Source organism: Rossellomorea sp. NS-SX7 (genome assembly GCF_052828565.1).
Genome location: NZ_CM128249.1, coordinates 4,234,765 through 4,260,320, shown reverse-complemented (window position 1 = coordinate 4,260,320; position 25,556 = coordinate 4,234,765). Strand labels below are relative to the sequence as shown.

Annotated in this window: 26 protein-coding genes and 5 tRNA genes; 3 read left to right on the top strand and 28 right to left on the bottom strand. The window is 43.9% G+C overall.

Going from position 1 to position 25,556, the window contains the following annotated elements; translation table 11 throughout:
• Positions 1-3: 3 nt before the first annotated feature.
• From ACUXV2_RS21225 to ACUXV2_RS21200, 6 genes are all read right to left on the bottom strand, one after another.
• A tRNA-Gln gene (locus ACUXV2_RS21225) sits at positions 4-78 on the bottom strand.
• Between the two features lie 77 nt (positions 79-155).
• Positions 156-232 (bottom strand) — tRNA-Asp (locus ACUXV2_RS21220).
• A 127-nt stretch (positions 233-359) separates the two neighbouring features.
• Positions 360-431: transfer RNA gene (locus tag ACUXV2_RS21215), tRNA-Glu, on the bottom strand.
• Between the two features lie 17 nt (positions 432-448).
• Positions 449-539 (bottom strand) — tRNA-Ser (locus ACUXV2_RS21210).
• Positions 540-546: 7 nt separating this feature from the next.
• Positions 547-621, bottom strand: a tRNA-Asn gene (locus ACUXV2_RS21205).
• A gap of 141 nt (positions 622-762) precedes the next feature.
• On the bottom strand, positions 763-1,230 hold the full coding sequence (locus ACUXV2_RS21200) for a SprT family protein (RefSeq protein ID WP_446245037.1): 468 nt from the start codon (positions 1,228-1,230) through the stop codon (positions 763-765).
• Between the two features lie 145 nt (positions 1,231-1,375).
• Between ACUXV2_RS21200 and cmpA the strand changes: the two genes are divergently transcribed.
• On the top strand, positions 1,376-1,495 hold the full coding sequence (gene cmpA, locus ACUXV2_RS21195; protein WP_175986492.1) for a cortex morphogenetic protein CmpA: 120 nt from the start codon (positions 1,376-1,378) through the stop codon (positions 1,493-1,495).
• Between the two features lie 104 nt (positions 1,496-1,599).
• On the opposite strand, the gene ACUXV2_RS21190 is transcribed toward cmpA, so the two are convergent.
• The 14 genes from ACUXV2_RS21190 to acpS form a co-directional block, all read right to left on the bottom strand.
• Entirely contained in the window at positions 1,600-3,756 is a 2,157-nt protein-coding gene (locus ACUXV2_RS21190; RefSeq protein ID WP_446247121.1) for a Tex family protein, read from the bottom strand.
• Between the two features lie 90 nt (positions 3,757-3,846).
• A complete protein-coding gene (locus ACUXV2_RS21185) occupies positions 3,847-4,443 on the bottom strand; it encodes a PP2C family serine/threonine-protein phosphatase (RefSeq protein WP_446245036.1) in 597 nt (198 codons plus the stop codon).
• Positions 4,443-5,240, bottom strand: coding sequence for an RNA polymerase sigma factor SigB (gene sigB, locus ACUXV2_RS21180; protein WP_446245035.1), 798 nt, complete (start codon positions 5,238-5,240; stop codon positions 4,443-4,445). The genes ACUXV2_RS21185 and sigB overlap by 1 nt, the downstream gene beginning before the upstream one ends.
• On the bottom strand, positions 5,218-5,685 hold the full coding sequence (gene rsbW / locus ACUXV2_RS21175; protein ID WP_446247120.1) for an anti-sigma B factor RsbW: 468 nt from the start codon (positions 5,683-5,685) through the stop codon (positions 5,218-5,220). Before rsbW ends, sigB begins: the two co-directional genes overlap by 23 nt.
• Positions 5,685-6,020: an anti-sigma factor antagonist gene (locus ACUXV2_RS21170; protein WP_446245034.1), complete on the bottom strand. Its 336-nt coding sequence runs from the start codon at positions 6,018-6,020 to the stop codon at positions 5,685-5,687. Before ACUXV2_RS21170 ends, rsbW begins: the two co-directional genes overlap by 1 nt.
• A gap of 79 nt (positions 6,021-6,099) precedes the next feature.
• Entirely contained in the window at positions 6,100-7,110 is a 1,011-nt protein-coding gene (locus ACUXV2_RS21165) for a SpoIIE family protein phosphatase (RefSeq protein ID WP_446245033.1), read from the bottom strand.
• A 10-nt stretch (positions 7,111-7,120) separates the two neighbouring features.
• Entirely contained in the window at positions 7,121-7,522 is a 402-nt protein-coding gene (locus ACUXV2_RS21160) for an anti-sigma regulatory factor (RefSeq protein ID WP_032085358.1), read from the bottom strand.
• A gap of 3 nt (positions 7,523-7,525) precedes the next feature.
• A complete protein-coding gene (locus ACUXV2_RS21155; protein ID WP_058300003.1) occupies positions 7,526-7,882 on the bottom strand; it encodes an STAS domain-containing protein in 357 nt (118 codons plus the stop codon).
• Entirely contained in the window at positions 7,879-8,709 is an 831-nt protein-coding gene (locus ACUXV2_RS21150) for an RsbT co-antagonist protein RsbRA (RefSeq protein WP_446245032.1), read from the bottom strand. The genes ACUXV2_RS21155 and ACUXV2_RS21150 overlap by 4 nt, the downstream gene beginning before the upstream one ends.
• Before the next feature lie 400 nt (positions 8,710-9,109).
• Positions 9,110-9,460 (bottom strand): type II toxin-antitoxin system endoribonuclease NdoA, encoded by a 351-nt coding sequence (gene ndoA, locus ACUXV2_RS21145; protein ID WP_006838214.1) that lies wholly within the window; start codon positions 9,458-9,460, stop codon positions 9,110-9,112.
• A gap of 4 nt (positions 9,461-9,464) precedes the next feature.
• Complete coding sequence (locus tag ACUXV2_RS21140) at positions 9,465-9,746, bottom strand: CopG family ribbon-helix-helix protein (RefSeq protein ID WP_032085355.1); 282 nt, start codon at positions 9,744-9,746, stop codon at positions 9,465-9,467.
• 150 nt (positions 9,747-9,896) lie between these two features.
• The gene (alr, locus tag ACUXV2_RS21135) at positions 9,897-11,081 is read right to left on the bottom strand and encodes an alanine racemase (RefSeq protein ID WP_446245031.1); all 1,185 of its coding nucleotides are present in this window, start codon (positions 11,079-11,081) and stop codon (positions 9,897-9,899) included.
• Between the two features lie 382 nt (positions 11,082-11,463).
• Complete coding sequence (locus tag ACUXV2_RS21130) at positions 11,464-12,477, bottom strand: LolA family protein (RefSeq protein ID WP_446245030.1); 1,014 nt, start codon at positions 12,475-12,477, stop codon at positions 11,464-11,466.
• A 333-nt stretch (positions 12,478-12,810) separates the two neighbouring features.
• Positions 12,811-13,161: a holo-ACP synthase gene (gene acpS / locus ACUXV2_RS21125; RefSeq protein WP_446245029.1), complete on the bottom strand. Its 351-nt coding sequence runs from the start codon at positions 13,159-13,161 to the stop codon at positions 12,811-12,813.
• A 117-nt stretch (positions 13,162-13,278) separates the two neighbouring features.
• On the opposite strand from acpS, the gene ACUXV2_RS21120 reads away from it, so the two are divergent.
• A complete protein-coding gene (locus ACUXV2_RS21120) occupies positions 13,279-13,863 on the top strand; it encodes a rhomboid family intramembrane serine protease (RefSeq protein ID WP_446245028.1) in 585 nt (194 codons plus the stop codon).
• An 80-nt stretch (positions 13,864-13,943) separates the two neighbouring features.
• On the opposite strand, the gene ACUXV2_RS21115 is transcribed toward ACUXV2_RS21120, so the two are convergent.
• From ACUXV2_RS21115 to ACUXV2_RS21080, 8 genes are all read right to left on the bottom strand, one after another.
• Positions 13,944-15,407: a PH domain-containing protein gene (locus ACUXV2_RS21115; protein ID WP_446245027.1), complete on the bottom strand. Its 1,464-nt coding sequence runs from the start codon at positions 15,405-15,407 to the stop codon at positions 13,944-13,946.
• Complete coding sequence (locus ACUXV2_RS21110) at positions 15,400-15,879, bottom strand: PH domain-containing protein (RefSeq protein WP_446245026.1); 480 nt, start codon at positions 15,877-15,879, stop codon at positions 15,400-15,402. The genes ACUXV2_RS21115 and ACUXV2_RS21110 overlap by 8 nt, the downstream gene beginning before the upstream one ends.
• Positions 15,880-16,103: 224 nt before the next feature.
• On the bottom strand, positions 16,104-17,066 hold the full coding sequence (gene uvsE / locus ACUXV2_RS21105; protein WP_446245025.1) for a UV DNA damage repair endonuclease UvsE: 963 nt from the start codon (positions 17,064-17,066) through the stop codon (positions 16,104-16,106).
• Between the two features lie 463 nt (positions 17,067-17,529).
• Positions 17,530-18,096, bottom strand: a complete 567-nt coding sequence (locus tag ACUXV2_RS21100; protein ID WP_446245024.1) for a nuclease-related domain-containing protein — start codon at positions 18,094-18,096, stop codon at positions 17,530-17,532.
• A gap of 562 nt (positions 18,097-18,658) precedes the next feature.
• Entirely contained in the window at positions 18,659-20,173 is a 1,515-nt protein-coding gene (locus ACUXV2_RS21095) for a DEAD/DEAH box helicase (protein WP_446245023.1), read from the bottom strand.
• 329 nt (positions 20,174-20,502) lie between these two features.
• Positions 20,503-21,192, bottom strand: coding sequence for an alpha/beta hydrolase (locus ACUXV2_RS21090; RefSeq protein ID WP_446245022.1), 690 nt, complete (start codon positions 21,190-21,192; stop codon positions 20,503-20,505).
• A gap of 239 nt (positions 21,193-21,431) precedes the next feature.
• Complete coding sequence (locus tag ACUXV2_RS21085) at positions 21,432-22,805, bottom strand: UDP-N-acetylmuramoyl-tripeptide--D-alanyl-D-alanine ligase (RefSeq protein WP_446245021.1); 1,374 nt, start codon at positions 22,803-22,805, stop codon at positions 21,432-21,434.
• A gap of 92 nt (positions 22,806-22,897) precedes the next feature.
• Positions 22,898-23,977: a D-alanine--D-alanine ligase gene (locus tag ACUXV2_RS21080; protein ID WP_446245020.1), complete on the bottom strand. Its 1,080-nt coding sequence runs from the start codon at positions 23,975-23,977 to the stop codon at positions 22,898-22,900.
• Positions 23,978-24,281: 304 nt separating this feature from the next.
• Between ACUXV2_RS21080 and ACUXV2_RS21075 the strand changes: the two genes are divergently transcribed.
• On the top strand, positions 24,282-25,469 hold the full coding sequence (locus ACUXV2_RS21075) for a dicarboxylate/amino acid:cation symporter (RefSeq protein ID WP_446245019.1): 1,188 nt from the start codon (positions 24,282-24,284) through the stop codon (positions 25,467-25,469).
• Positions 25,470-25,556: the final 87 nt, after the last annotated feature.

Genomic DNA, 25,556 nt, shown 5'->3' with positions numbered 1-25,556 from the left:
AAATGGCTGGGCTAGCTGGATTCGAACCAACGCATGTCGCAGTCAAAGTGCGATGCCTTACCGCTTGGCTATAGCCCAATGCCTCGAAAAGTGACGAGGTTTATATAATAACATGTCCACCTCTTGGTCGTCAACCACTTTTCTCAAAAATATTCTGGCGGTCCGGACGGGACTCGAACCCGCGACCTCCTGCGTGACAGGCAGGCATTCTAACCAACTGAACTACCGGACCAGAGTTTTTCGCGAAAGCGAAATAACTTACCTTAAATTACTTCTGCGAAACAACTGTACCACAAGCGTAATCATTAACAATCATGGCTACGTTATCTCACATTCAATTTTGAATTAAAAATTGATAATGACCCGTACGGGATTCGAACCCGTGTTACCGCCGTGAAAGGGCGGTGTCTTAACCGCTTGACCAACGGGCCAGGATAAAAGAATGTAATGGCGGAGAAGGAGGGATTTGAACCCTCGCGCCAGTTGCCCGACCTACACCCTTAGCAGGGGCGCCTCTTCAGCCACTTGAGTACTTCTCCATAAAAATGGCTCCGCAGGCAGGATTCGAACCTGCGACCGATCGGTTAACAGCCGATAGCTCTACCACTGAGCTACTGCGGAACGTGAAGTATTCTAACGCTTTGTGAAATGTCTTATCGACTCTTTCGATTATAATGACTCAGCAGCTTCTTGTCAACTACTTTTCATATAGTTTTTTATATGTGATAACCCTACGTCTAGAACCAACCGTTCGATCAGCATCTAGGTTCCTTGCCTTAACTCCTCACGAAAGATAAGCTTCCCCTTACATCTGCCGCATACATACTTTTTTGTATCAATCCTTCTTTTCCTCTTGAATGTCAGATTACATCTTGAACAGGAATAAATCAGCGTTCGCTGATTCCTTTTTGTCTCGGGCAGCGCTGTACAATGCCTGGGACCTCCAACTTTTTGAAGAAGTTGTTTAAACTCTGCATCCCTGTGCTTGTACCCCTTACCTTCAATATGAAGATGATAGTGGCAGAGTTCATGTTTAATAATACCGATCAATTCTGATACGCCAAGTTCTTTCAAGTATTTCTCGTTGATATCTATATTGTGGCTCCTAAGCATGTATCTTCCGCCCGTCGTCCTAAGTCTGGGATTGAAAAATGCTTTATGCTGGAATGGTTTTTGAAAATACTGAAGTGAAATTTCTTCAACCAGGTTTTGCAGTTCATCGTTTGTCATACTCATTCTCCTTTACCTTTACTCGTTTTCCAGCACAGGACAACCTTTTGCAACATACACTTAAATTATATAACATCCTGAAGGAATAGACACCGGCTGTCGTTTCAAGAATGTTTTCTGGAGATTGGAATAAGGAGGGTACCTTATGCCAAACTGGCTCGTAAATCAGATGAGGAAGGCATATCTTGAGAAGAATCGTTATCAGATAAAGCTTCTTAATCAATGCTGGAATTTTTATAGGAAGAAAAACTTCCCTCAACAATAATGACCGAAATGCTCCGGCGGCTCTCGGCCGCCGGAACTGGACAAAAAAGCTGACTTGATTGTTGCCTTCAAGTCAGCTTTTGTTTATTGGGCTTTACTTTTCCATCATTGAATCATAGTCAACGCAACCCTGCCCTTTTTCACATCGACACTGTCCACCCAAACGGTTACTACATCTCCGACTGAAACAACATCCAACGGGTGTTTTACGAATCCTTGTTTAAGCTTTGAAATGTGGACGAGCCCATCCTGTTTGACCCCAACATCGATAAACGCGCCAAAGTCGACTACATTACGGACAGTTCCTTGAAGTTCCATACCTTCTTTAAGATCCTCCAGTTTTAGTACATCTTTTTTCAGAAGTGGTTTAGGGAATTCGTCACGCGGGTCTCTGCCGGGACGGATTAAGGCATCAATGATATCTTTCAGAGTTAATTTACCGATCCCCAATTCATCAGATACTTCATCGAGGTTCAATTGATTAAACGCCTGTTTTAAATCTTCACTTCCAATCGCTTCTTCACTGAACCCGGTTTTGGCTAGCAGCTTTTTAACATCACCGTAGTTATCCGGATGAATAGGAGTCCGGTCTAGCAGTTCATTGCCTTCCATGATGCGCAGGAAGCCTATGCTTTGTTCATACGTCTTGGCGCCGAGTCTCGGAATTTTCTTCAATTGCGCCCTGGACTTGAATTTGCCCTCTTCTTCTCTCTTTTTCACGATATTATTCGCCACCGTTTTAGAGAGGCCCGCCACATACTGCAGTAATGAAGAAGAAGCAGTATTCACGTTCACCCCTACTTGGTTAACGGCTGTCTCTACGACAAAAGTCAATGACTCATTCAATTTTTTCTGAGAGACATCGTGCTGGTATTGACCAACACCTACAGATTTCGGATCGATCTTTACCAGTTCCGCGAGCGGGTCCTGCAATCTCCTGGCAATCGAAACAGCACTTCTTTCCTCTACCTGGAGGGAAGGGAATTCTTCTCTTGCGACTTCAGAAGCAGAATAAACACTTGCCCCGGCTTCATTCACAATTAAATAGAAGATTTCTTTATCAATATTTTTCAGGACATCTACCACGAATTGCTCTGTCTCCCTGGAAGCCGTTCCGTTTCCGATAGCCACGACTTCTATGGAATATTGATTGATCATCTTCTTCATCACTTCTTCAGAAGCAGCCTTTTGGGATTTAGGCGGATGCGGATAGATCACACTCACTTCAAGCATCTTTCCGGTTTCGTCAATTACTGCAAGCTTACATCCCGTTCTGTATGCAGGATCGACTCCAAGGACCATTTTCCCTTTCATAGGAGGCTGCAGCAGCAGCTTTCTGAGGTTTTCCGAAAAAATATGAATGGCTTGATTTTCTGCCTTTTCCGTTAAATCATTACGGATTTCCCTTTCGACAGAAGGCTGAATTAATCGTTTGTATCCATCCTCAATCGCTTCTTTAACCACGGATACTACTGGAGAGTGGACATTTTTGATCACTTGTCTTTGTAAATAGTGAAGAATGGACTCTCCATCAGGCTGGATATTCACTTTGATAATATCTTCTTTTTCTCCTCTATTCATCGCCAGCACACGGTGTGGGACGACTTTACCTACCGGCTCACTGTATTCATAGTACATCTCGAAGACGTTCTTCTCATCTTTCTCTTCATTCTTCACTTTTGTTTCTATGACACCTTTTCGGAAGGTGTGATTTCTTATGTATTCACGAAAAGCTGCATCGTCGGATATATACTCGGCGATGATGTCCTTCGCTCCGGAAAGCGCTTCTTCTCCAGTTGCCACTTCGTTTTCTTCGGATGTATAGCGTGCTGCTTCTGTTTCCATATCTGCAGCTGAAGGGAACGTTAAGATCCACTCCGCTAGAGGTTCCAGCCCTTTTTCTTTTGCAACAGTCGCTTTTGTACGCCGTTTTTGTTTATAAGGTCGATATAAATCCTCAACCTTTTGCAATTTGTCAGCTTTTTTAATTGCTTGTGACAATTCCTCTGTCAACTTACCCTGTTCATCAATCAGTCTAAGGACTTCTTCTTTTCTTTGTTCAAGATTTTGCAGGTAGTTCCACTGCTCCATAATATCTTTGATTTGGACTTCATCCAGTGCGCCAGTTTGTTCCTTCCGATAACGGGCGATGAACGGTACCGTATTGCCTTCTTCCAATAAGGAAATAACGTTTTTCACACTTTTAAGAGATACATTTACATTCTTAGAAACGATTTGCAGTAAATTTTCTTGATTCGTTATTGTTACAGTCAATGTTTCGACCTCCATCTAAAAGGGTTCTCATTAAGTTTACCATATGATGAAACAAAAAAAGAAAGCTTACCCCATTCATCAGAGCAAGCTTCCTACTATATATGTTGTATCATCAGCTGTATCATCGACCAATGATTGAATATCATGCATGGTGCTGTGCAATGTCGGATATTTTTGAAGGACCGTCTTTACACCTGAAATATTTAATCCATCTGAATGAAGCAGAAACCTTGAATTTGATTCGTACATATAACGCTTCGTTTGGTACTTTTGAGGTCTTCCGGATAAGTAACCTGTTACCGGTAAAGGATACGTGATCTTCCCTTCAGGAGAGTACATGTAGAACCGGATATTCCCGACGCAGCTATATACGAATTCCTTTGAGTGATAATAGGCTTTAATGATCGCCACCGCAGCTCCGCGTTTCTTTTGGAGCGCGTTATTACAAAGGTCCATGAGTGTTTCTACATCTTCATGATGATTCTGTTCCACGATTTCCACTACTACATGAGAAGATTCGTAAGCATACTTTCCGCTGCCCAACCCATCGGCTAGCACGCAGACAAAATACTCATTTGTCGAGACGTAATAGTAACTGTCTCCACAATACGGATCCCCATTTTTTGAAACTTGTTCTGAATAGAGTTCTATTTCATTTTGTTGAAAATAACCCATTAATAATGACTCTCCGAATCAAAAGCCTCTTCCTGGATGGCTTCACGCAGTTTCTTTATGGCTCTGCGCTGAAGACGGGATACATGCATCTGTGAAATCCCAAGTTTTTCACCAGCTTCTTTCTGGCTCAGGTTTTCAAGGTACGTATACTGGATGATCGCTTTCTCTCTCTCCGAAAGGACATGCAGCACTTTCTCCAGAACAAGGCGCTGATTGACTTTTTCGTATCCTTCATCCTGGTTTCCTACAATATCCAGAATTGTAACGGTACTGCCTTCAGAATCCGCTTCAATCGAATGGTCCACTGAGAGGGCTTGATAACTTCTGCCCATCTCCATCGCTTCCAATACTTCTTCTTCACTTACTTCAAGATATTCGGCAATTTCATGAACTTGTGGAGAACGTTCCAGTTTGTTGGTTAACTCTTCTACAGTTGATTTGATCTTTGGACCCAGCTCTTTGATTCTTCTCGGGACATGAACACTCCAGGTTTTATCGCGAAGGAAACGTTTGATTTCCCCGATGATGGTCGGAATGGCAAATGCTTCGAAGGATCTTCCGAAAGATTCGTCATACCGTCTGATTGCTCCCAGTAAACCGATCATCCCTACTTGGATAATGTCCTCATGGAAGGATCTCCCTTTGGAATATTTTCTCGCAATGGACTCCACTAGATTTTGGTAGTGAAGGATGAGCTGACTTTGAGCTTCATCGTCCTGGTGCTCCTGATAATCCTTTATCCATTGAAGAACTTTTTCTTTTTGTTCCTGCTGGTTAGGTTGAGATAGTTTTTTCATCCCTCTCCACCTGCTCTCCTGATAGGAATTTGGTCATAAAGACCGTCACTCCCTCTTTATGATGAACCTTCACATCATCCATAAGGCTCTCAATAAGGTAAAGACCTAACCCACCTTCTCTTAGGAATTCAACGGAATGGTCGGCATGATATGGACCAACGGCACTACGGATCGCTTTAAAGTCAAAGCTCTCTCCATGATCCGCTACCATTACCTCCAAACGATCCTCATAAAGAGCAAAACCGACCACCACTTCGCCGTCACCACCTTTGTAAGCATGCTGAACAGCATTTGTGATGGCTTCACTTGTCGCAATCTTCAGGTCCTCTATCGCATCATAATCAAAGCCCAAACGACTGGCTATCCCTGACAGAGTCAGACGAATAACCCCTACGTATTCAGGCTTTGCAGGAATTTTCATCTCGATGTAATCAAAAGCTTGCATCATTCAACTCCACCCTCTACCTTGGAATTTATATTCATAATATCCCCTAAACCGGTAATATCAAACAATCTTTGGAGACGATCAGATAAACCAACCAGTTTGAGCTGGCCGCCGCGTGCGTTAATGGTCTTGAATAATCCTACAAAGACACCCAGTCCGGTACTGTCCATATAGGAAACCTCTGAAAGGTCTACAACGATATCTTTATCATTTTCAGCTTCGGCAGAAGGAAGAAGGGTTTCTTTAAGTTTAGGTGCTGTATATGCATCTATTTCACCAGCTACTTTTACAAATAATTCGTTCTCTCTCTCTTGCATATCTATTGATAAGTTCATAAAACGACCACCTTTTTTAAGAGCATTATAATAAAGTCTCTATTCGTTTACCCTATTGTAAAGTAAGATAAACAAGTATTTAGGAAATTCTTTTTATAATAATAAGGGTGAAGTCATCTCGCAATTCAAAATGCTGCAGTTTTTCTAGTTCTTTATAGACGTTTGTAACGATTTCATCCGAGGTCAAGTGTTTATGCTGGCTGATCAGCTCTACTAAATCTTCCCGTTCAATAAAGCCCTCTTCTGTGCGGCACTCCGTTACCCCGTCAGACAGGAGGATGATCATATCCCCGACTTCCACTCGTCTTTCATACTGTCTGTATTTGGCTTTCTTATCCACCCCTAATAAAAGCCCTTTTGCATCCAAATCTTCGAATTGACCGGCATGGGCATTATAGAAGAAGCCGGGCTCATGACCGGCTGATGAATAAGAAAACAAGTGTTTATGAGAGTTATAGACACCATAGAACATTGTAATGAACATGCTGGCATCCACATTTTGTTCGACCACTCTATTCAGGCTTTCCAGGACAGCATTGGGTTCATTGCGATACTCCGGCAGGCTGTCCATCGCATATTTGATCATGGACATACACAATGCAGCGGGTATCCCTTTTCCGATGACGTCTGCAATCGCAACACTGACACTTTCGTTTTCATCCTGGACGAAATGGTAATAGTCGCCGTTCATCTTCTTGGCCGGGACACTGACAGCAGCGATATCCAAACCTTCAACGGCAGGTATGTTCGTACCCAGAAGGGTCTGCTGCATGTTCGATGCAATGTCGATTTCATTGTTCAATTCCTGCTGCTTACTTCGCAGGCTCTGATGTTCGCGATAGGCGAATCCATATCCTATCATGACTTCCAGTAGAATATCGAACGCATGAAGGACATGGTGCGGGATATTCGGTTCCATCTCGAGCATGACACTCTTATGGAGACTGATGATCTCTTCCGGCGACACATGATGCTCAATCGATTTCCTGCTGAATTTCTGACCGAGATACAGTGCTTTTTCATCTTGCTCATTCAGGTAATGCTCTATGATTTCTCTATATTTTGAATCCATCAATTCTCTAAAGTTCATGTAACTCCCCCTAGCGGAGCCATTTTGTCGCCCGGATATCTGTCCCTTCCCCAGGTACAGATTCTACGTTGAATTCATCCATCAACCGTTTAACTCCAGGCAAACCTGCTCCTAAACCACCTGATGTGGAATATCCATCTTCCATCACTTTTCTTAAATCATTGATGCCGGGACCATCATCCAGTGCAATGATGCGCACGCCTTTCTTTCCGCCGTCGAATAGCTTCTCTATACATATCTGACCATGACCGGCATAAAGATAGATGTTTCGTGCTAATTCACTGATAGCAGTAGTGATTCGAGCCTGATCAACAGTTCCGAACCCCAGCTCTTTCGCTACATTTCTTCCTAACTGGCGGGCAGCGACGATGTCCCATTCATTCGTGATCTTCACGCAGGATTGGCTATCCATTCACTAATCCCCCAGTTCCGTTTGTAATTTCTCTAAACCTTTTTCCAAGTCTAGAGCGGTTAGCACATCGTCCAACCTGATGCCGAGTTCAATCAGCGTAATCGCGACAGCAGGCTGGATGCCTGTTATCACAACTTTAGCCCCCATTAATCTGGACATATTTATAACATCACCAAGCACCTTGGCGATAAAGGAATCAATAAAGTCGATCGAAGTGATATCGATTACAACTCCTCTTGCACTTGTTTCATGTATTTTATGCAAAAGGTCTTCTTGAAATTGAAGGGCTGTTTGATCATCAAGTTCCCATTGAATTGAAATCAACAAACAATCATGCAATTTTAAAATCGGTATTCTCACTCTGATCCCTCCGCTGAAACAATTTTTCTATCGGTCATTTCAAGAGCCTTTTCAATGCCTTTTCTTAATGTGCTGTTCGTGCTGAATTGATTAAGATCGATCCCCAGGTTTACGATCGTCTGGGCGATTTCAGGTCTTATTCCAACCAGCATGCACTTTGCTCCCACTAAACGGACCGCGTCTGCCGCCTGGATGATGTGGTGGGCAACCATCGTATCCACCACCGGGACACCCGTAATATCAATCAGGACGACTTCAGCCCTGTGCTTGACCACACCGTTCAACAGATTTTCCATGATTAATCGGGCTCTTTCCGTATCGATGGTGCCGACGAGAGGCATCACTGAAATCTTCTCGAATACGGGAATCAACGGTGCAGAAAGTTCCTGCAGGGCGATCTTTTGAAGGGATACGGTTCTTTCCCATGATTCTGTATAAGCGCTGATTACTTTGTTATACATAGGGGTGACCCATTTATCAAATATTTCAACCTGTTCAGCATGATTTGCTTCGGTAATCAGGTTGTCTTCTCTCATCGCTTCGTACACCACTTTTGCAAACGTGCTCAGCGCTGACGTAACAAATGTCAGCGGCCAGCCGAATCGCACGACCTTTTCTGCAAAATCCTCGAGCCTTGACGAGAATTCTTTGGAATCCCTTAGATTGGATGCAATCATTTCTACAAATTCATGGCTTGTCTTAGTAAAAATTTGATCAGAAACAACTTGAAGAAATTTTTCATCCGCTTCTTCCTTCATCCGCTCCATCCAAACTTGCGTTAAATCCGACTTATTACTCTGGATAAAATCCGTAATTTCAGTGAACATTTAACTCTCCCCATTCTACCATAAGAAATTTACACCAACTGTCATATACGAAAAGATGTAACGTATATTTAATCTTATCCGTTCTTATGCTTTTAAATTGACGCATTTAATAATATAGTAACAAATAAATACCAAATTGAAAAAAACAATGCCTTTTCGGGTATTTTCCCCATGTTCATTTTTATTATAATTTGTCGGAATGGATTTGTCATAAAAATGTCTGAATTTACCTCGATGTATATTCTTCACCGCAGGGACAGGATATGTATGTGTATTGGATGTTGATATAAATATAAAACAGAAAGCCTGCTGATCTGTACGCTCCATTTGATCAGCAGGCCTTCTGTTTTATATCTGTGTTGCTCTATATTGTTGTACTGAATACCCGGGATAAGAAAGTTTAAAACTGGATTAAGCCGACACTGATTTGGAGGGCGTCATCCACTTTTTCCATCATTTCATCATCCAAGTGTGTAATTTTATCTGTCAGACGTTGTTTATCAATCGTTCGAATTTGTTCAAGCAAGATAACAGAATCACGTTCAAAGCCATAACGTTTTGCATCAATTTCAACATGAGTAGGCAGTTTTGCTTTTTGAATTTGTGCGGTAATAGCAGCAACGATCACTGTGGGACTGAATCGATTCCCAATATCGTTTTGAATAACAAGTACCGGTCGAACTCCGCCTTGTTCTGAACCTACAACAGGAGAAAGATCCGCAAAATATACGTCACCACGCTTTACAATCAAAGGATTAACCTCCGCTTACTAAGCGTTCGACTGTATGTTCTGCCTCATATTCTGCTTGGATCGCTTCAGAAGCGATTGCAAGATTAATCTTAGCCATCTCCATATAGCCGCGTCTCATAGATTCACGTAGTTGTCGCTTTTTACGTTCCCGTAAATACATTTTGGTTGCACGATAAATAAACTCATTGCGATTCACATTCTCTTGATCTGCAAAGCCGTCCAATTCTGTAACGAGCTGTTGCGGCAGACGAATTAAGATTTCTGTTGTTGCGCTGGATTCAGACACAAACTACACCTCCACCAATCACTACATACCGTTTCTGTTCAATAACATACTAATCATACCATTAAATAGCGGGAATGAAAAGACAATTTATCAATCTCTTCTAGTATCCGCCATATAAAATGCTAATTATTCATTGAAATTCAGATGATTTCATTTTTTCATATCCGTACCTGAAGATAATAGTTTATTCGAAACTTCCGCAGGCTGTCCGTTCCTTATATAAACCCTCGGAACTCTTGTAGATATGATACACGGTATTTCATAGTTGATCGTTTCAAGTTTTTCAGCAATTTCATCGATCGAGACCGCTTCATCCCCTTCCTGTCCGATAAGGGTGACCTTCACCCCCGGTTTTAACGCACCGGGTAATGAAACCATGCATTGGTCCATGCATATCCTTCCAACTATCGGAGATCTCTTTCCATCCACAATGACTCTCTGCCCCTGAAGCTTCCTCAGCCACCCGTCTGCATATCCGATCGGTATCGTCCCGATCCATTCATTGCCGGATGCTTCATATGTGGCTCCGTAGCTGATTTTATCTCCCTCTTCAAGTTCTTTCGTATGAATCAGCCTTGAGTAAAGGGAAAAGACTTCCTTAAGCGGAAAGGGCAAGACCGCTTTCATTTCCTGAGATGGAGTGAGACCGTACATCGCGATCCCTATGCGGACCGCGTTGAAATGGGTATCCGGCTTCCGAAGGGCTGCGGCGCTATTGGATGAATGTACGTAAAGCGGAAGTTCATCCAGCACACGGAGCATCTCTTCAAACGTATCCAGCTGCCGCTCTAGATACTCATCATCCAGTTCGTCAGCAGTAGCAAAATGCGTGAAGATTCCTTCCAACTCAAATTTGCCGGAAGAATGAATGAATGTCTCCATTTTCTTTAACTCTTCTGCAGACCGGACCCCTATCCTGCCCATCCCGGTATCACATTTAATGTGCAGCTTCAATGAAGAGGTCTGGTCCATCTCTTCCGACGCTTCTTCAAGCCATTCCAAACTGAAGGTCGTCAATGAAATATCGTAGCAAGATGCCAGGTTCACATCTTTCGCCCGTGTTGCACCGAGCACAAGGATTGGCGCTTTGACCCCTCCTTTTCTTAATGAGATGGCCTCATCCAGGAAGGCAACTGCAAGTCCGTGAGCCCCTGCTTCCAAAGCAGTCAATGCGATTTGGACATCGCCGTGTCCGTAAGCGTTTGCCTTTACCACAGCAAACATCTTCACTTCATCAGAAGCAATATGACGCTTGATATTTTTAATATTTTCCGTCAGGTGATCAAGATTAATTTCTGCCCATGTATCACGAAAAAACTGCGTCTGTGTCTCCACTCTGGTCACTTCCTCATATCAACAAAACATTGTCAGTCTATTCAAGAATATCTTTGATTATTCATCTATTCTCTTATTGTGTCAAATTAATTTTTTTGTGGCAAGAATTTGTGTGGGGATGGTGTGGGGGGGTGCAGTGTTTGTTTCAGGGAGGAGCGGAGATTTTTCGACAAGCGGCGCAAAAATTAGGATTCTGGCGCAATTATCCTGATAGATGCGCAATATTTTTTAAACCGGCGCAATTATCCTGAAAGTGGCGCAATACTTTCTGAACCGGCGCAATAAATAATATTCTCGATCATCCTTCTATTAATATTTTTAGTTTATTCTTACAAAAAAGAAAAGAGGCGAACCAATAAGGTCCGCCCCATTTAAACACTCGCTATTTCACCATGGATCCTTGAACAGACTGTGCAAGCATCACCATTTCGGAAGGAGTCAGGTCATTCGAAGCAAGCATGTAGTCGACGCCGTTATTCGTCCATCTGATGGACGTATCGGTCATCGCTGCCACTGTGAATCCTAAGTCTACCAGTTCACCCTTCAGTGAGGTCGATACCGTCATTGTAGGAACCACTGTCGTTTTCTCCTGGATGATTGTGAAGGATTTCTCGCCATCATATGTCAGGACGACTCGTTTTCCATTCTCTGTCGCCACTTCTTTTTCTTCTACCAATTCAGTGCCTGTGATTTCAGACATAGGATAGAGGACAGTGAACTCTTTGTCTTCCACGCTTGCTGTAACCGGTACTTCCAGCTGGGCGCCTGTCATGTTCTTCTTCATATCAAAGTCTTTTTTATCAAACGCTGCTTTCATATCCATCTTGGAAAATTCCACTTTTACAAGAGAATTATTATCCGCATCCATCACTTTGACGGTTGCAGGGGAAAGATCTTTCTTGTTAAAGGCAATTTCCTGAGTAGGAAGCATCTGCTTATTCTGATAACGCGTTTTCGTTGTAAAGACATAATGGTTCTTGGTTTCTTTGAACTTCGCTTCCTTATCCTCAAGCACATCCTGAACCAGAGATTCATACAAGTAAGCCTGACTGCTGTTATTCGGCCATTCACTTTGGAAGCGGAAGCTCTTATTCAGGGCAGGGGTCAGGACAAATACTCCTTCATCATTCCGGAGGATCATTTGACTTTGATCCTTCGCGGCATTTTTAAGAGCGACCCGGTAGTAATTAGGGTTATTATGCCAAACTTCCACGTCATAAGTCTGTGGCTCATCGCCAACCTGAAGCGTCATTTTGGCGTCCGCTTTATACCCCTTCATGTCCTCTACCTTTGACTTAAGATCCTTCGTCACGTCTTCCTTCGATTTCTCACCGCAAGCAGCCAGCATCAGCACTGCAAGCATGGCCATCACTAGTACAACTAGCTTTTTCTTCATTTTTTCAACCCCTTTTGTCTCAAGATAAACGTAATTGAGAGAGGGGAAAGCTAGACGGTATAAGAATAAGACGTTCTGTATCTTTGTCTCTCCCACAGCCGGATGCCCCGACCGAACATACCTAGCCTTGTCTCTCCTATTGCACTACTGAATATATGAGACAACCTCGGGTAATATGCTAGCGAAGATGACAAGCTGATACTTTTTTCTTCCCGGCTGCTTTCTGGATAATGTTGAAAGAAACTGAAAGAAGCATATGAACGCAAGCTTAAAACGTGATGGCGACATCCGAAAATACTACGTTCCGGTTTTCCACTGTGTGCGAAAAGAACCTTAGTCCTCAATGATGACCTGTGCGGCAGCGAAGTCCCTGCTGTGGGTGATCGACAGATGAGCGTTCACTCCATCAGGCTTCGAAAAGAACGGCTTTCCGTTTGCGTCTTTGCTTATTTCAATATCCTGAAAAGAAAGAGCATGGCCGATCCCTGTCCCGTTTGCCTTTGCGTAAGCTTCCTTGGCCGCAAATCTGCCTGCAATAAATTCGATGGACCGGGAACCCGTCAATGATAAAAGCTGCTCCTGCTCATCCACGGTCAGCACCCTTTTGATCAATTTGGGCTGCCGCTCGACGATTTGCTGTATACGTTCGATCTCGATAATATCCAAACCGATTCCTTTAATCATATGCAGATCTCCTTCTACTCTTGTCCTGTTTCTCATATAGTTTATAAACACTTATAGTATATAATGGACTCATGTGATTTTTTCAACGACGGTACTTTTCTATTAGGAGGATACACTATGTTTGTCAGAACGGAAAGCTTCCCGCAATTTTTACGATTATATCCGGTCATCTCACTGATCGTGTTCATCCATATTGTTCTCTTTTTAGTGAGTTCCCTTCCCATTTTCCCGCAGCGGTGGGTGTATGAGCAGCTGGCAGGGGTGAATCTGTTCATCAAGGAAGGCGATTGGTGGAGACTGGTTACGCCAATCTTTGTTCACCTCGGCTTCGCTCACCTTTTATTCAACTCTTTTTCACTCGTTTTATTCGGACCGCCGCTGGAAAACTATCTTGGCAAAATCCGATTCACTCTTCTTTACTTGGCCAGCGGGATCTTCGCTAATATTATTACCTATCTTATAAAGCCTTTAACCTACAGTCATGTCGGGGCTTCGGGTGCGATATTCGGGTTGTTCGGCTTTTACATCGCCATGATCGTGCTGAAAAAACAATTCATCACCCGCGAAAGCCGTCAAATCATACTTCCGATTGTCGTAATCGGAGTGGTGATGACATTCATGCAATCAGGCATCAACATCACCGCGCATATTTTCGGATTGCTTGGCGGATTTATCATCGGGTGGATTTCCGGAAAGAAATGATGGTGCTTACTCCGTTCCCGAACGAACCGCGCTAAAAAAGGTGACACGCTTACACATGCAGCGTGTCACCTTTTTTATATTTAATCATGTGAAAACCAATTATAAATTTCAGCTGCATCTTCTAATTCTAAATCATTCACTTCACTTGAATAGCCCGTTTGTCCGGACTTAAGCGTAGTGGAAATGCTCCTCAAATTTCTTCTTGCCTGAAACCAGCTCTGCTTGGAGTCGAGAGATTGAATCCTGCTTTTTTTCATAAAAGCGGTATGCTTTAAAATCCCACGGTACCGCAGGGATAATTGATTGTCTGTAATTCTCCAGCCACCAGCCCGATGCTGAAAGAAGCCAAGCAAGCTGAAAGGAATAACGAGCAGGATACTGAGGAGACCCAGCGGCCAATACATGATTGCCAGTATGACAACCGGGATGATCACCCAATCCGCTGCACGAAAGATGTATCTTCTAAGGGAACGTTTCGGCAGCCGGTGGAACTCCTCCGTCAGAACGTACTCAGGAAATAGTGTGTGAAGCAGGCCCGGCACTCTCTTTTTTTTCACGACAGGCATCAGCTTGATCGTCGAACTGTCTTTATCAAGTACAGATCCCCCTGCATTTTCAATCACGACAGTACAGTAGCCAAACAACTGACGCACCGGGTTCTCAACTATCCGGATGCCCTGCACGCGATTCAGCGGGACGGTGACCTGTTTTCTCTCCAGGAGGCCTCTCGTAATCACGATATTGTCATCACTCATCCTTATTTTGAAATCACCATACAGCACAAACGTCCACCCAACTGAAAAAATCCAGGCAACGAGCAGGATGATGAATGACATTATGGCAATGAACAACAGTCCACTTTTTACAAACGCCATAACTTCGTCAAATATCATTTCATACGGAATGAACTCAGAGAACTGTGATAAAAAGACGGCCGCCCCCGATAGAATGACACCGACTCCCCCAGAGGTCAGAGCGAGCACCAAAATATCCTTGGCACTCATTTTAAAAACCCATTTTTCTTCTTTTGGGAAATCCTTTTCATGGACGACCGTCTCTTCGTCCATTTCCGTTGTTTGACCCTTCTTCTTCTCACGGTAAATGATTTTTTCAAGCTCCAAGGCTTCTTCTTTCAAAATGGCCGTCAGCTCAGCTTCAGATTCTCCCGGACTCGATGAGCCAGCTGTTTCCACCTTCACCTTCACCAACCCAAAGGGCCTGTGAATGATCCCTTCTGAAAAATTCAGGCTTTGAATGCGGTCAAACGGGATATAGCGCTTCTTCTTCACAAAAAGACCATATTCAATCCGGAGTTCACCCTCTTCCAGCCGATAAGTGAACCTGAGCCACTTGAGCACACCCGCTACAAGGACAATCACCAGTACCACACCCATTGAAATGAGGGGCATATAATCCCAAAACCCGCTCTTCTCCCCCCTGCTGTTCAGAACAAATAACAGGACGAACGGTATGATCAATTCTTTTAATTGTTTCAAAAAATTTGCCACTGCAGAAATCGGATGCAGTCGTTTATATTCAGACATCATCTTCCGCCACCCTCGCCAGTAAGGATATGGAATGTCTCAATTCATCCGCTTCCCCCGTATCCAGAGCAGGGATTTCATGAACCGTGGCAGCAGTCGAAATCGTAATCGTGGATAAATCGTATCTCTTTAAAATCGGTCCCTGGACCGTATCAACATGCTGAACCCTGACCATCGGGACAAGCGTACGTTTAACAAAGATAAACCCTCTTTGGAGCTCAATCTCCTGCTCCCTCACCTCATACCTCCACCGCTTCCAGCGAATCGTCGGCAGAAAAAAGATCATTATGTATATAAATAACAGCAGCACACCGATCGCCGATGCCATGATCCAAACCGGCCAATCAAATATCATAGATAACACGATCACACAGGCCACCACTAAGGCCAGCACCACTGCCTGCATCACACCATGCAGCCTCCACACCTTGAGTGCCTTCGGGGAAATCCGTTTCTGGGGCTCTCCTCTCATAGCCATCCTCCTTTTTGTCTATATCCTTATGTATAAATCTTACAGTATGTTTACGTTTGAGGATAGGTTTGGTTTCAGTGCGGGGGCAAAAGTTTTGGGGGCGGTTTTTTTACCAGATTTGCGCTGCACCTCACCCCAAGCTGTGAAAACACGTGATTCTCACTTAAAAAATCATGCCTGCAAATCGACGTAATCGGCTTTGCAGGCATTGTTGTGAGGGCCATTCATTTTATGATAAAAGACGACTGATCGACCCACTCAACTTCCTTGGCATCTTTCAAATCTTCAACCAATCGGAACAATGCATCATCTTTTTTCTTTGCTTCAATCATGCAGTCCACCTGATCGACAGAACCTTTGACTCCTTTTAAAAATTCCATGAACATCGAGGGATCGATGAAATCGGCGTGTGCTTTGAAGTCCTTCTCGGAACGGGGACTGGAGATATGCATTTTGACCGGCAATGGAGACTGGCTCCACGTCGATACGATCCGGTCCCAATCCTCCTGCCAATCCCTCTCATGATAGGCAAGGTGATGATGATAATCAAAAACCTGAGGAATACCCAACTTTTCGCAAAGGTATAACGCATCTGCCGCACTGAACACGGTATCATCATTTTCCAATATGATCATTTCCTGCAGCGAAGCCGGCGTAAGTCCCCAATTATGGATAAACTGTTCCAGCGCCTTTTCCTTATCATCATAAGCTCCACCAACATGTAAAACACACCGGTGAGTCGGATCGATCCCCATACCCCGGAGTAAATCCCTGTGCATTTTCAACGTGTGAAAGGTATTTTTGAGGACGTCAACATCACTCGTGTTCAGAAGGACAAAATGATCAGGATGAAAATCAACGCGCATCGGGTGAGCCTGCAAATACTCTTTAATGTTGAGCAGCTCCGGCTTCAATGGCGATATAAAATCCCACCCCTTAAGTTCAGGGTGGTTAGCGAGCGGGATCAACTTCGAGCTGAAACGAAAAAAAAGAATATCGTGAAGTACATTATGCTTCAATAGACGCAGACAGTTCTCAAGATTGGAACGTGCAATACGCTCAAGCTTGGCGATGGCCGCTTCCCGATCTTTTATCGATGAAAATTGCTTGTACGTCATAGTCTGGGATGGCGAGGCATTTTGGAGATTCATGCTCATCGCTACGTAGCCGAGTCTGATGAGTGTCATGGTGGGTTGGGCTCCTTTTTTTATTGGTTAGTATGTGCGGGGCGGTCGTGATTAATGTTTATTATAAAAATTCTTTGTGGTAGGTTGTACTTTTTCCGGAGCCTTGGATTTTCAGGTCTAGAGAGTTCAATAGGAGATGGGAGGTTCTAGGGGACGAAATATTTAAAAAGGTTCTTAATTCCCTGTTTGTTATAAATGGTTTAAACAGAAGAAAATAATCTTCCATTGCTCGCACGTGAGCTGTGTTGGAAGAAATATTACAGTGGGGACAGTGCCAGCAGCCAAATTTCCGATCCAATAATGAACCACAATATTCACATTTTACCCCGTTGATAATTTCATGTTCTTCAATTCCAAATGTTTTTAGCACACTTGTCATGCTCGTATCATGTTTGGAGAGGAGTACCTTTTTAATCTTTCTAAGATCTTTTTTTGTTGCAATTTTTTCAGTATAAGAAGAGTTTCATTTACTAATTTCGCTTATTAAATTCTGGGCATGAATGATTTTATTATAGGTGGTAAGGAGCCGTTGTCCCGGGGCCATTTTTATTATTGTTGATGGGTTACTGATCACAACGAGGTATTCGATTGGCGGGAGCACCAGATTATGTTCGTAGAAAAAGCGTTGAAGAAAGAGTTTCTGGCGGTTGGCTTGGGTTATGGGATCGGAAAAGCCTGTATCGATACCATTATAAGTTCTTGTTAATTGATTAAATTCCGAGTCGATCGTCAACGTTCCGGAAATGTTTTTAATTTCTAGGATTAATGTATAAAAAGGGGTAAAAAGCAGCGAATCGATTTGAAAGTGATGGGGAGTCAACGGGAGCTTTAAATCGTTGAAAATCATATACTTTTTGCTATCCAGAAAACTTAAGTGGTAGTCAATCGATTTTTCTCCGTTATAACCTGCGTTTCTTCTCTTCAGATCCTGTTCAATGATGGGGATTTTTGAGTGCTGATCACTTAAATTTCTTATTAATGCTTCATTTTGTTCAATTCTTATCGGTATTTTCCTCTTTTTTGCGAACAATTGATCACTCCTTTAAAATTTATCTATAAGTACTTCCCTCAAAATAGCGAAAATCCTCTTTTTGATTGGTTAAATAGTTACCATTTTACCGTTTCAATCCACTTTTAGAGATTTACGTGCAGGTTTTGAGATTTTCATGCAGGATTTCAGATTTACAAACCATTTTTGAAAAATACGTTCCACTTTCCAATAATACGTGCATCTTGTCGAATTTTCTTCACCCACACCTCTGCTACGCCGCCCCAAAACCAAAACCCTAATTTGTCAAAACCCTTTTTCAGTCCCCTATCCCACTACATCCCCTCCAACCCAAACCACTATCTCCATCCCAGCCCCCACCCAACCAAAACAGACAAGCTTTTCCTTACTCATCGAATTTGATCTTCTACCTGGTTCGAAAACTGCATGAGCCTAATCATTCACAACCTTAAACCAAAACAGACAAACATCGCCTTTTCCCTCCAAGTACGAACTCCAGCCCCAGGCTCCACCCCAAATCATTCCACAAAAACAAAAAAACACGACAACCCCCAAAAGGGTCATCGTGCTTCACTGAAAACGATTAGTTATTGTTATAAGACTTGCGTCGGCTGCCGGAAGATTGTGGTCTGCCGCCGCCGCGACGATCTCCGCCTCGGGATGATCCGCCGCGTGAACCGCCGCCGCGAGGGCCACCGCTTCCTCCGCGTCCGCCGCCTTTGCCGCTGCGGGATCCGCCTTTTTTGTAGCCGCCGCCGCGATTACCGCCGCCTCTTGATGGCAATGGACGCTCTTCTGTAATTTCTACAGGAGTTGTGTCCGGCTCTTTTGTAAGAACGCGGATAGCTGCTGCTACTGCTTGGATTGGATCGTGATCATTCAGGAATTCCTCTGCAAGTTGAGAGTAGTCTTTAAGATCACTTTCTTTTGCCGCTTCTACAAGCTTATCTAAAGCAAGGCGCTGCTGACCTTCAAGTGCTTCGTTCAAGCTTGGCGGCTTAAGGCCCATCATTTTCTTCTTCGTTGTTTGTTCCACTACGCGCAGGTAACCCATTTCACGTGGTGTTACGAATGTGATGGACATACCTTTTTTACCTGCACGGCCAGTACGTCCGATACGGTGAACGTAGCTTTCAGGATCTTGAGGGATATCAAAGTTGTACACGTGAGTTACGCCTGAGATATCAAGTCCGCGTGCTGCAACGTCTGTTGCGATAAGGATATCGATGCGGCCTTCTTTGAACTTCTTAAGAACCGTCATACGGCGCGCCTGGGAAAGGTCACCGTGGATTCCTTCTGCAAGGTAACCGCGGATGCTGAGTGCACGTGAAAGTTCATCTACACGGCGCTTCGTACGGCCGAATACAATCGCAAGTTCAGGTGATTGTACGTCGATCAGACGGGAAAGAACATCAAACTTTTCTTTTTCCGTTACTTTCGTGAAGTACTGTTCGATATTTGAAACCGTTACTTCTTTGGATTTTACCTTGATCAATTCAGGCTCTGTCATGAAACGCTCTGCAATGCGGCGGATCGGATCCGGCATTGTTGCAGAGAATAGAAGTGTTTGTCTTGTGCTTGGTACAGTTTCAAGGATGCTTTCGATGTCTTCGATGAAGCCCATGTTCAGCATTTCGTCTGCTTCGTCGAGTACCAATGTTTCAACGTTATCAAGCTTCAGCGTGCGGCGCTTGATGTGGTCGAGTAGACGGCCTGGTGTACCTACGATGATATGAGGGTTCTTTTTCATCGCACGGATTTGGCGCTGGATGTCCTGTCCGCCGTATACAGATAATACGCGTGCACGCTTATCTGATCCGATGCGGTATAGTTCTTCAGAGACCTGGATTGCGAGCTCACGAGTCGGAGCGATTACAAGAGCCTGAACGTTCGGGTTCTTCATATCGATCTTCTCGATCATCGGGATACCGAATGCTGTCGTTTTCCCTGTTCCTGTTTGTGCCTGACCGATGATGTCTTTACCTTCTAGACCTGCTGGAATTGTACTTGCCTGGATTGGGGTTGCTTCTTCAAAGCCCATACGTTTAACGGATTTCAACGTAGATGCGCTTAAGTTTAAATCTGAAAACTTAGTCAATGCTATTCATTCTCCTTTTGATTTACATCTTTTATAACTAATCAAATGTGCTGATTATATTTTTAAATCGGAACGAAATCTCACACACCGAAAGACTTCGGTATCTAATCTAAAATCGTCTAAATGAGATGTTTATTATGAAATATATTGCAATGTCCATTGGAATGTCTGCTGCAATGAGTACACCTTATTGCTTGTTTTTGCAAGGTTCAATGCAAAAAAATACACTCTTCTAAATCGAAGAGCTGGCACGTCCAACAAATAGAACAATGTTGTAGTTATGTTACCACTTATAGAGATGAATTTCAATCTATTGTAAAATAGTCAATCTATTCACTCTGAAGGAAATGGTAGATCTCTCCAAATAATTCGTGCTTATCTTCACTGTGGCATATTAAATGTCGGGCTTCTGCGGAGTAATATAGGTTCTTTTCTTCTGATGAAATGGTCTCATAAATATATTTTGCACTTTTAGGCGGGACTATCCCATCATTTTCTCCCTGGGCTATAAAAGTAGGGATGTTCACGTTTTTAAGGAGCGGGCGGGCTACGCGCACCACCTTCTTAAACTCGTAGGCAGAAAGAATCGGAGTATTGGTCATTTTAAATTTATATCGATTATAGAGCTCGTTTTCAAGTATTTTCCCTTGAAGCCCTTCCTTGATTAAATTACCAATATCTTTTACCAGCTGCTTGAAATTCAAATAATAGGCAGCGGCACTCAGTAAGACGAGTTTGTCGACGCTGTATTTGACGGAAAGATAAGAAGCGATCAGTCCTCCCATCGAAAACCCGATGACATACACCTTTTCGCAAGAGGAGATGAGGTGCTTCAATTCTTCTTCCGCATGTTCGATCCATTCAGCATGCTTGATCCCTTTTAAAGCGAGTGTCTCTCCATGACCGGGTAAAGTAGGAACAACGATTTCCCAATCGGTTCTTTCTTTTAGATATTCTGCCAGAGGCTCCACTTCATATGGGCCGCCAGTGAAACCATGTATTAGTAAACATCCAATCATCTTGATCCCCACTTACTTGTTTTATACAAATAGTCAAGCTTCTCAATTAGGCTGCACTTTTCGCATAGCTCTTGTTTTTAAAAGTTCGAAAAAAACTCCGCTTCCTATTCATGACGTGACCAACCGCCAAGTCTTTTACCTGCACGAAAAGAATTTTAAAAAAGGCAGAGGGAGAACGTCCTCCCCCTCTGGATATTTTCATTTTGACCATTCTTTCTGAGTTTTACACTCGCTCATGCCTATTGCAAGGCTTCGATGACTTCTTCAAGCTTCATCCCTCTTGATGCCTTGAAAAGAAGCAGGTCTCCGCCTTTTGTCTGATGCTTCAGCTTATCGGCAAGTTCATTCTTATCATGGAAGGAATGAACATTTTCAGATGAGAACCTCTCACGTGCACCTTTTGCGATGAATTCCCCAAGCTTTCCATAGGTATATACATGTTGAATGCGCTCAGGGTCGATAAGTCTTCCGATTTCAAGGTGAAACTCTTCTTCGTTGTCGCCAAGCTCCAACATATCCCCGAGAACGAGCATTTTGGTATCAAAGCCCTCGAGTTCAGAAACGAGCTGGATCGCCGCCTTCATGGAAGTAGGGCTTGCGTTATAGGCATCATTGATGATTTTCTCGCCTTTTTGCCCCTCTGTCATTTCCATTCGCATTTGCGTGAGCTTGAGTGACTTCAGCCCTTCCTTCATTTCCTTGACCGAGACACCGAATTCCTTGGCAATCAAAATGGCTGCCAGGGCGTTATGGATATTATGCTGCCCGAGTACAGGAAGGAAGAACGTTTCTCCTTCATAAAGAGAGGTCTCGAAATGACTGCCATCGTTGTCCATTTCGATTTTCACAGGAAAAATGGTATTCTCTTCTGTTCTGCCGAACGTCTCTATACGTTTGAGGGATAAATCCTTTACCTGCTCCTCCAGCAGGGGCTCATCTCCGAAGTAGGCGAACAGCCCGTCTTCCTTCAATCCCTGGACAATTTCCAGCTTGGCTTTCGCGATGCCTTCACGTGAACCGAGATCTTGGAGATGGGATTCACCGATGTTGGTAATGATGGCTGCATCAGGCTGGGAGATTTCAGACAACAGCTCGATTTCACCGAAGCCGCTCATTCCCATTTCCAGCACGGCCACTTCAGCGTCCTCAGGCAGTGCCAGGATCGTTAAAGGCAGGCCGATATGATTATTGTAGTTCCCTTGAGTCTTATGGACTTTGTATTTCGTACCGAGAAGGCTTGCGACCATGTCCTTCGTTGTTGTCTTTCCGTTGCTGCCTGTGATGCCGACCACTTTCAGATCAAGCTGGTGGCGGTATTGGTTTGCCAGTGACTGAAGTGCAAGGAGCGGGTCATCTACGACCAGTACAGGGATGTCCTCGGGAGGATTTGGAACGTTCTTATCCCAGAGTGCTGCTCCAGCTCCCTTTTCAATCGCCTGCCTTACGAATTTGTGGCCGTCTACATTCTCCCCTTTGAACGGGACAAACAGGTTTCCTTTTTCAATCTTACGTGTGTCGATGCTCACGCCTTTTATGACGTGGTCTTCAAATTTTGTAAGGTCGTTGTGTACATGAAGCATTTCACAGGTTTCTTTTATACTTTTTTCAAACATTCTCTTTCTCCTTTGCAAGTTATCGATGACAAACAGAGGAGGGACTGCTTTTAGATGTTGATCCTCCAGTCAGTCCCTTCCGCTTCAAGGTGTTACATAGTATGTTTGATTGTCTGCTTTTCTTGATGACGCTCCAAGCCGAGCTCGACTAATTTACCGATCAGCGTTGGATAGTCGACACCCGTATGCTTCCAAAGAAGCGGGAACATGCTGAATGGCGTGAAACCAGGCATGGTGTTCACTTCGTTCATGTAGATGCGGCCGTCTTCAGTAAGGAAGAAGTCTGCACGGACAAGTCCGGAACAGTCAAGGGCCTTAAAGGATTGGATCGCAATCTCTTTCATTTTTCCGTACGTTTCCTGGTCGACCTCTGCCGGTATGATCAGTGCCGTATCTCCGTCCTCATATTTTGCCTTATAATCATAGAAATCTTTCTTCGGAACGATTTCACCAGCAACTGAGCATTCCGGCTGGTCGTTTCCAAGCACGCCAAGTTCGATTTCACGTGCTTTGACGCCTTCTTCGATGATGATTTTACGATCGAATTGGAACGCTTCCTCGAAAGCAGCTGCGAGTTCTTCTTTGGATGTACATTTGCTGATACCAACGGAAGAACCAAGGTTTGCAGGTTTTACGAAGCAAGGGTAGCCGATTTCGCTTTCCACCTGTTGGTAGGCCTTCTCCGGATTTGTTTTCCACGTACTGCGGATAAACCACGTGTAGTTCACCTGAGGAATCCCGGCTTGTGCGAACAGGTTCTTCATGATTACTTTATCCATCCCGGCTGAAGATGCAAGGACCCCGTTCCCCACGTATGGCAGGTTCAATAGTTCAAGCATCCCCTGGACCGTTCCGTCCTCTCCATTCGGGCCGTGGAGCAGCGGGAAGATCATGTCGTACCCTTCACTGTCCTTTGAGTCAGCAGGTGTAATCGCCGTGCTTAATGCATTCGGGGAGATTTCTTCCCCGTTATTGAATTGCAGTGCTTTTACATCTTCAACAGGCGCATTCAATTGAGGACCTTTGATCCATTGCCCTTCTGTTGAAATGAAAACAGGATGAATTTCATATTTATTTAAGTCCAAGGCTCCGATAACCGCCTTAGCTGTTTGCAGGGATACATTATGTTCGGCAGATTTACCGCCGTACAATAAACAAAGCTTGGTTTTCATGAATGAGTTACCTCCAATATTAACAATAGATGTTTCTATTTTATCACTTTCATCATAAAGGGAAAGAATGATTAGATGGAAAATGAAAATTCCCTCCAATGTCCTTGATCCATAAGCCATTCTCCATCTCGATTCCGTCTTTATATATGTATGATTACCCTGCCTAGTCCCGCAACTCTGAAATAGGCTTTTTTATCAGAATACACTTAAGATTCCGCCTATTCTCTTCCCTCTTAAATTATTATTCCGATGGGTGTATAATCCTTCTATCGAAAACAATTGTACATTCAAGGAGGACATCCAGATGAGAAAGCTTGGTTTACTGCCTAGGATCCTGTTGGGGATTGCATTAGGTATTGTCATTGGTTCGATTGCACCTGAATGGGTCGTGAAATTATTCGCTACGTTTAATGGACTTTTCGGTAATTTCTTAGGCTTCGCGATTCCATTGATTATCATAGGCTTCATTGCACCCGGGATCGGGTCAATGGGGAAAGGTGCCGGAAAGCTGCTCGGACTGACTACAGGAATCGCTTACGGCTCCACAGTTCTTGCAGGACTGCTCGCATATACGGTTGCTAAGAGTATTTACCCATCTCTCTTGGCAAATCAAACGTCTCAATCATTTGAAAATCCAGAAGAAGCTCTCTTAAAAGGGTTCTTCACAGTGGACATGCCCCCGATAATGGGCGTCATGACGGCTCTCTTGATTGCTTTCACCCTTGGTCTGGGGATGGCTGCCATTAAAGGCGACGCCCTCCAAAAAGGAATGAATGAGTTTAGAAGCATCATAGAGCTGGTGATCGAAAAAATAATCATCCCGCTTTTACCGCTTCATATTCTTGGTATTTTCGCCAATATGACACAGGGGGGCCAAGTCAGTGCCATCATGTCTGTGTTTGCCAAGGTTTTCGTCATGATCATCTTATTGCATGTTTTCTTTTTGGTATTCCAATATACAGCTGCAGGTACATTGCGTAAACAAAATCCGTTCATGATGATGAAGGGAATGCTCCCTGCATACTTCACAGCACTGGGAACACAGTCATCAGCATCCACGATACCAGTCACACTCGAACGCACAAAAAAGCTGGGTGTGCGGGAACGCATTTCTGACTTCTCGGTACCGCTGCTTGCTACGATTCATTTATCAGGCAGCACGATCACGCTTGTGAGCTGTGCAATGGCGGTCATGTTCATCCAGGGTGAGGCCCTGCAATTCTCGCAGTTGTTCCCGTTCATCCTTATGCTGGGTGTAACCATGATTGCTGCACCGGGAGTTCCCGGCGGTGCCGTGATGGCAGCACTTGGACTGCTTGAGTCCATGCTTGGATTCGGCCCGACCATGACGTCGCTCATGATTGCCCTTTACCTGGCGCAGGACAGTTTCGGAACTGCCTGCAACGTCACAGGCGACGGAGCTCTCACGTCCATCGTCGACAAACTGACGAATAAGAAAAAAGCCGCTGTTACAAACGTAAAAGCAAACTGATACCCTAAAGGCCCGTCCCCGTTGCTTTAAAGCAATGAGGGACGGGCCCTTCTTTTTTCTGACAGGAAATATCCCCTCTTATGTAGA

Excerpts from the sequence above, each read along its gene's own strand:
- ACUXV2_RS21200 (WP_446245037.1), bottom strand. The coding sequence starts at position 1,230 with ATGACAAACGATGAACTGCAAAACCTGGTTGAAGAAATTTCACTTCAG.
- cmpA (WP_175986492.1), top strand. The coding sequence starts at position 1,376 with ATGCCAAACTGGCTCGTAAATCAGATGAGGAAGGCATATCTTGAGAAG.
- ACUXV2_RS21185 (WP_446245036.1), bottom strand. The coding sequence starts at position 4,443 with ATGGGTTATTTTCAACAAAATGAAATAGAACTCTATTCAGAACAAGTT.
- sigB (WP_446245035.1), bottom strand. The coding sequence starts at position 5,240 with ATGAAAAAACTATCTCAACCTAACCAGCAGGAACAAAAAGAAAAAGTT.
- rsbW (WP_446247120.1), bottom strand. The coding sequence starts at position 5,685 with ATGCAAGCTTTTGATTACATCGAGATGAAAATTCCTGCAAAGCCTGAA.
- ACUXV2_RS21170 (WP_446245034.1), bottom strand. The coding sequence starts at position 6,020 with ATGAACTTATCAATAGATATGCAAGAGAGAGAGAACGAATTATTTGTA.
- ACUXV2_RS21165 (WP_446245033.1), bottom strand. The coding sequence starts at position 7,110 with ATGAACTTTAGAGAATTGATGGATTCAAAATATAGAGAAATCATAGAG.
- ACUXV2_RS21160 (WP_032085358.1), bottom strand. The coding sequence starts at position 7,522 with ATGGATAGCCAATCCTGCGTGAAGATCACGAATGAATGGGACATCGTC.
- ACUXV2_RS21150 (WP_446245032.1), bottom strand. The coding sequence starts at position 8,709 with ATGTTCACTGAAATTACGGATTTTATCCAGAGTAATAAGTCGGATTTA.
- ACUXV2_RS21130 (WP_446245030.1), bottom strand. The coding sequence starts at position 12,477 with ATGAAGAAAAAGCTAGTTGTACTAGTGATGGCCATGCTTGCAGTGCTG.
- acpS (WP_446245029.1), bottom strand. The coding sequence starts at position 13,161 with ATGATTAAAGGAATCGGTTTGGATATTATCGAGATCGAACGTATACAG.
- ACUXV2_RS21120 (WP_446245028.1), top strand. The coding sequence starts at position 13,279 with ATGTTTGTCAGAACGGAAAGCTTCCCGCAATTTTTACGATTATATCCG.
- ACUXV2_RS21115 (WP_446245027.1), bottom strand. The coding sequence starts at position 15,407 with ATGTCTGAATATAAACGACTGCATCCGATTTCTGCAGTGGCAAATTTT.
- ACUXV2_RS21110 (WP_446245026.1), bottom strand. The coding sequence starts at position 15,879 with ATGAGAGGAGAGCCCCAGAAACGGATTTCCCCGAAGGCACTCAAGGTG.
- uvsE (WP_446245025.1), bottom strand. The coding sequence starts at position 17,066 with ATGACACTCATCAGACTCGGCTACGTAGCGATGAGCATGAATCTCCAA.
- ACUXV2_RS21090 (WP_446245022.1), bottom strand. The coding sequence starts at position 21,192 with ATGATTGGATGTTTACTAATACATGGTTTCACTGGCGGCCCATATGAA.
- ACUXV2_RS21085 (WP_446245021.1), bottom strand. The coding sequence starts at position 22,805 with ATGTTTGAAAAAAGTATAAAAGAAACCTGTGAAATGCTTCATGTACAC.
- ACUXV2_RS21080 (WP_446245020.1), bottom strand. The coding sequence starts at position 23,977 with ATGAAAACCAAGCTTTGTTTATTGTACGGCGGTAAATCTGCCGAACAT.
- ACUXV2_RS21075 (WP_446245019.1), top strand. The coding sequence starts at position 24,282 with ATGAGAAAGCTTGGTTTACTGCCTAGGATCCTGTTGGGGATTGCATTA.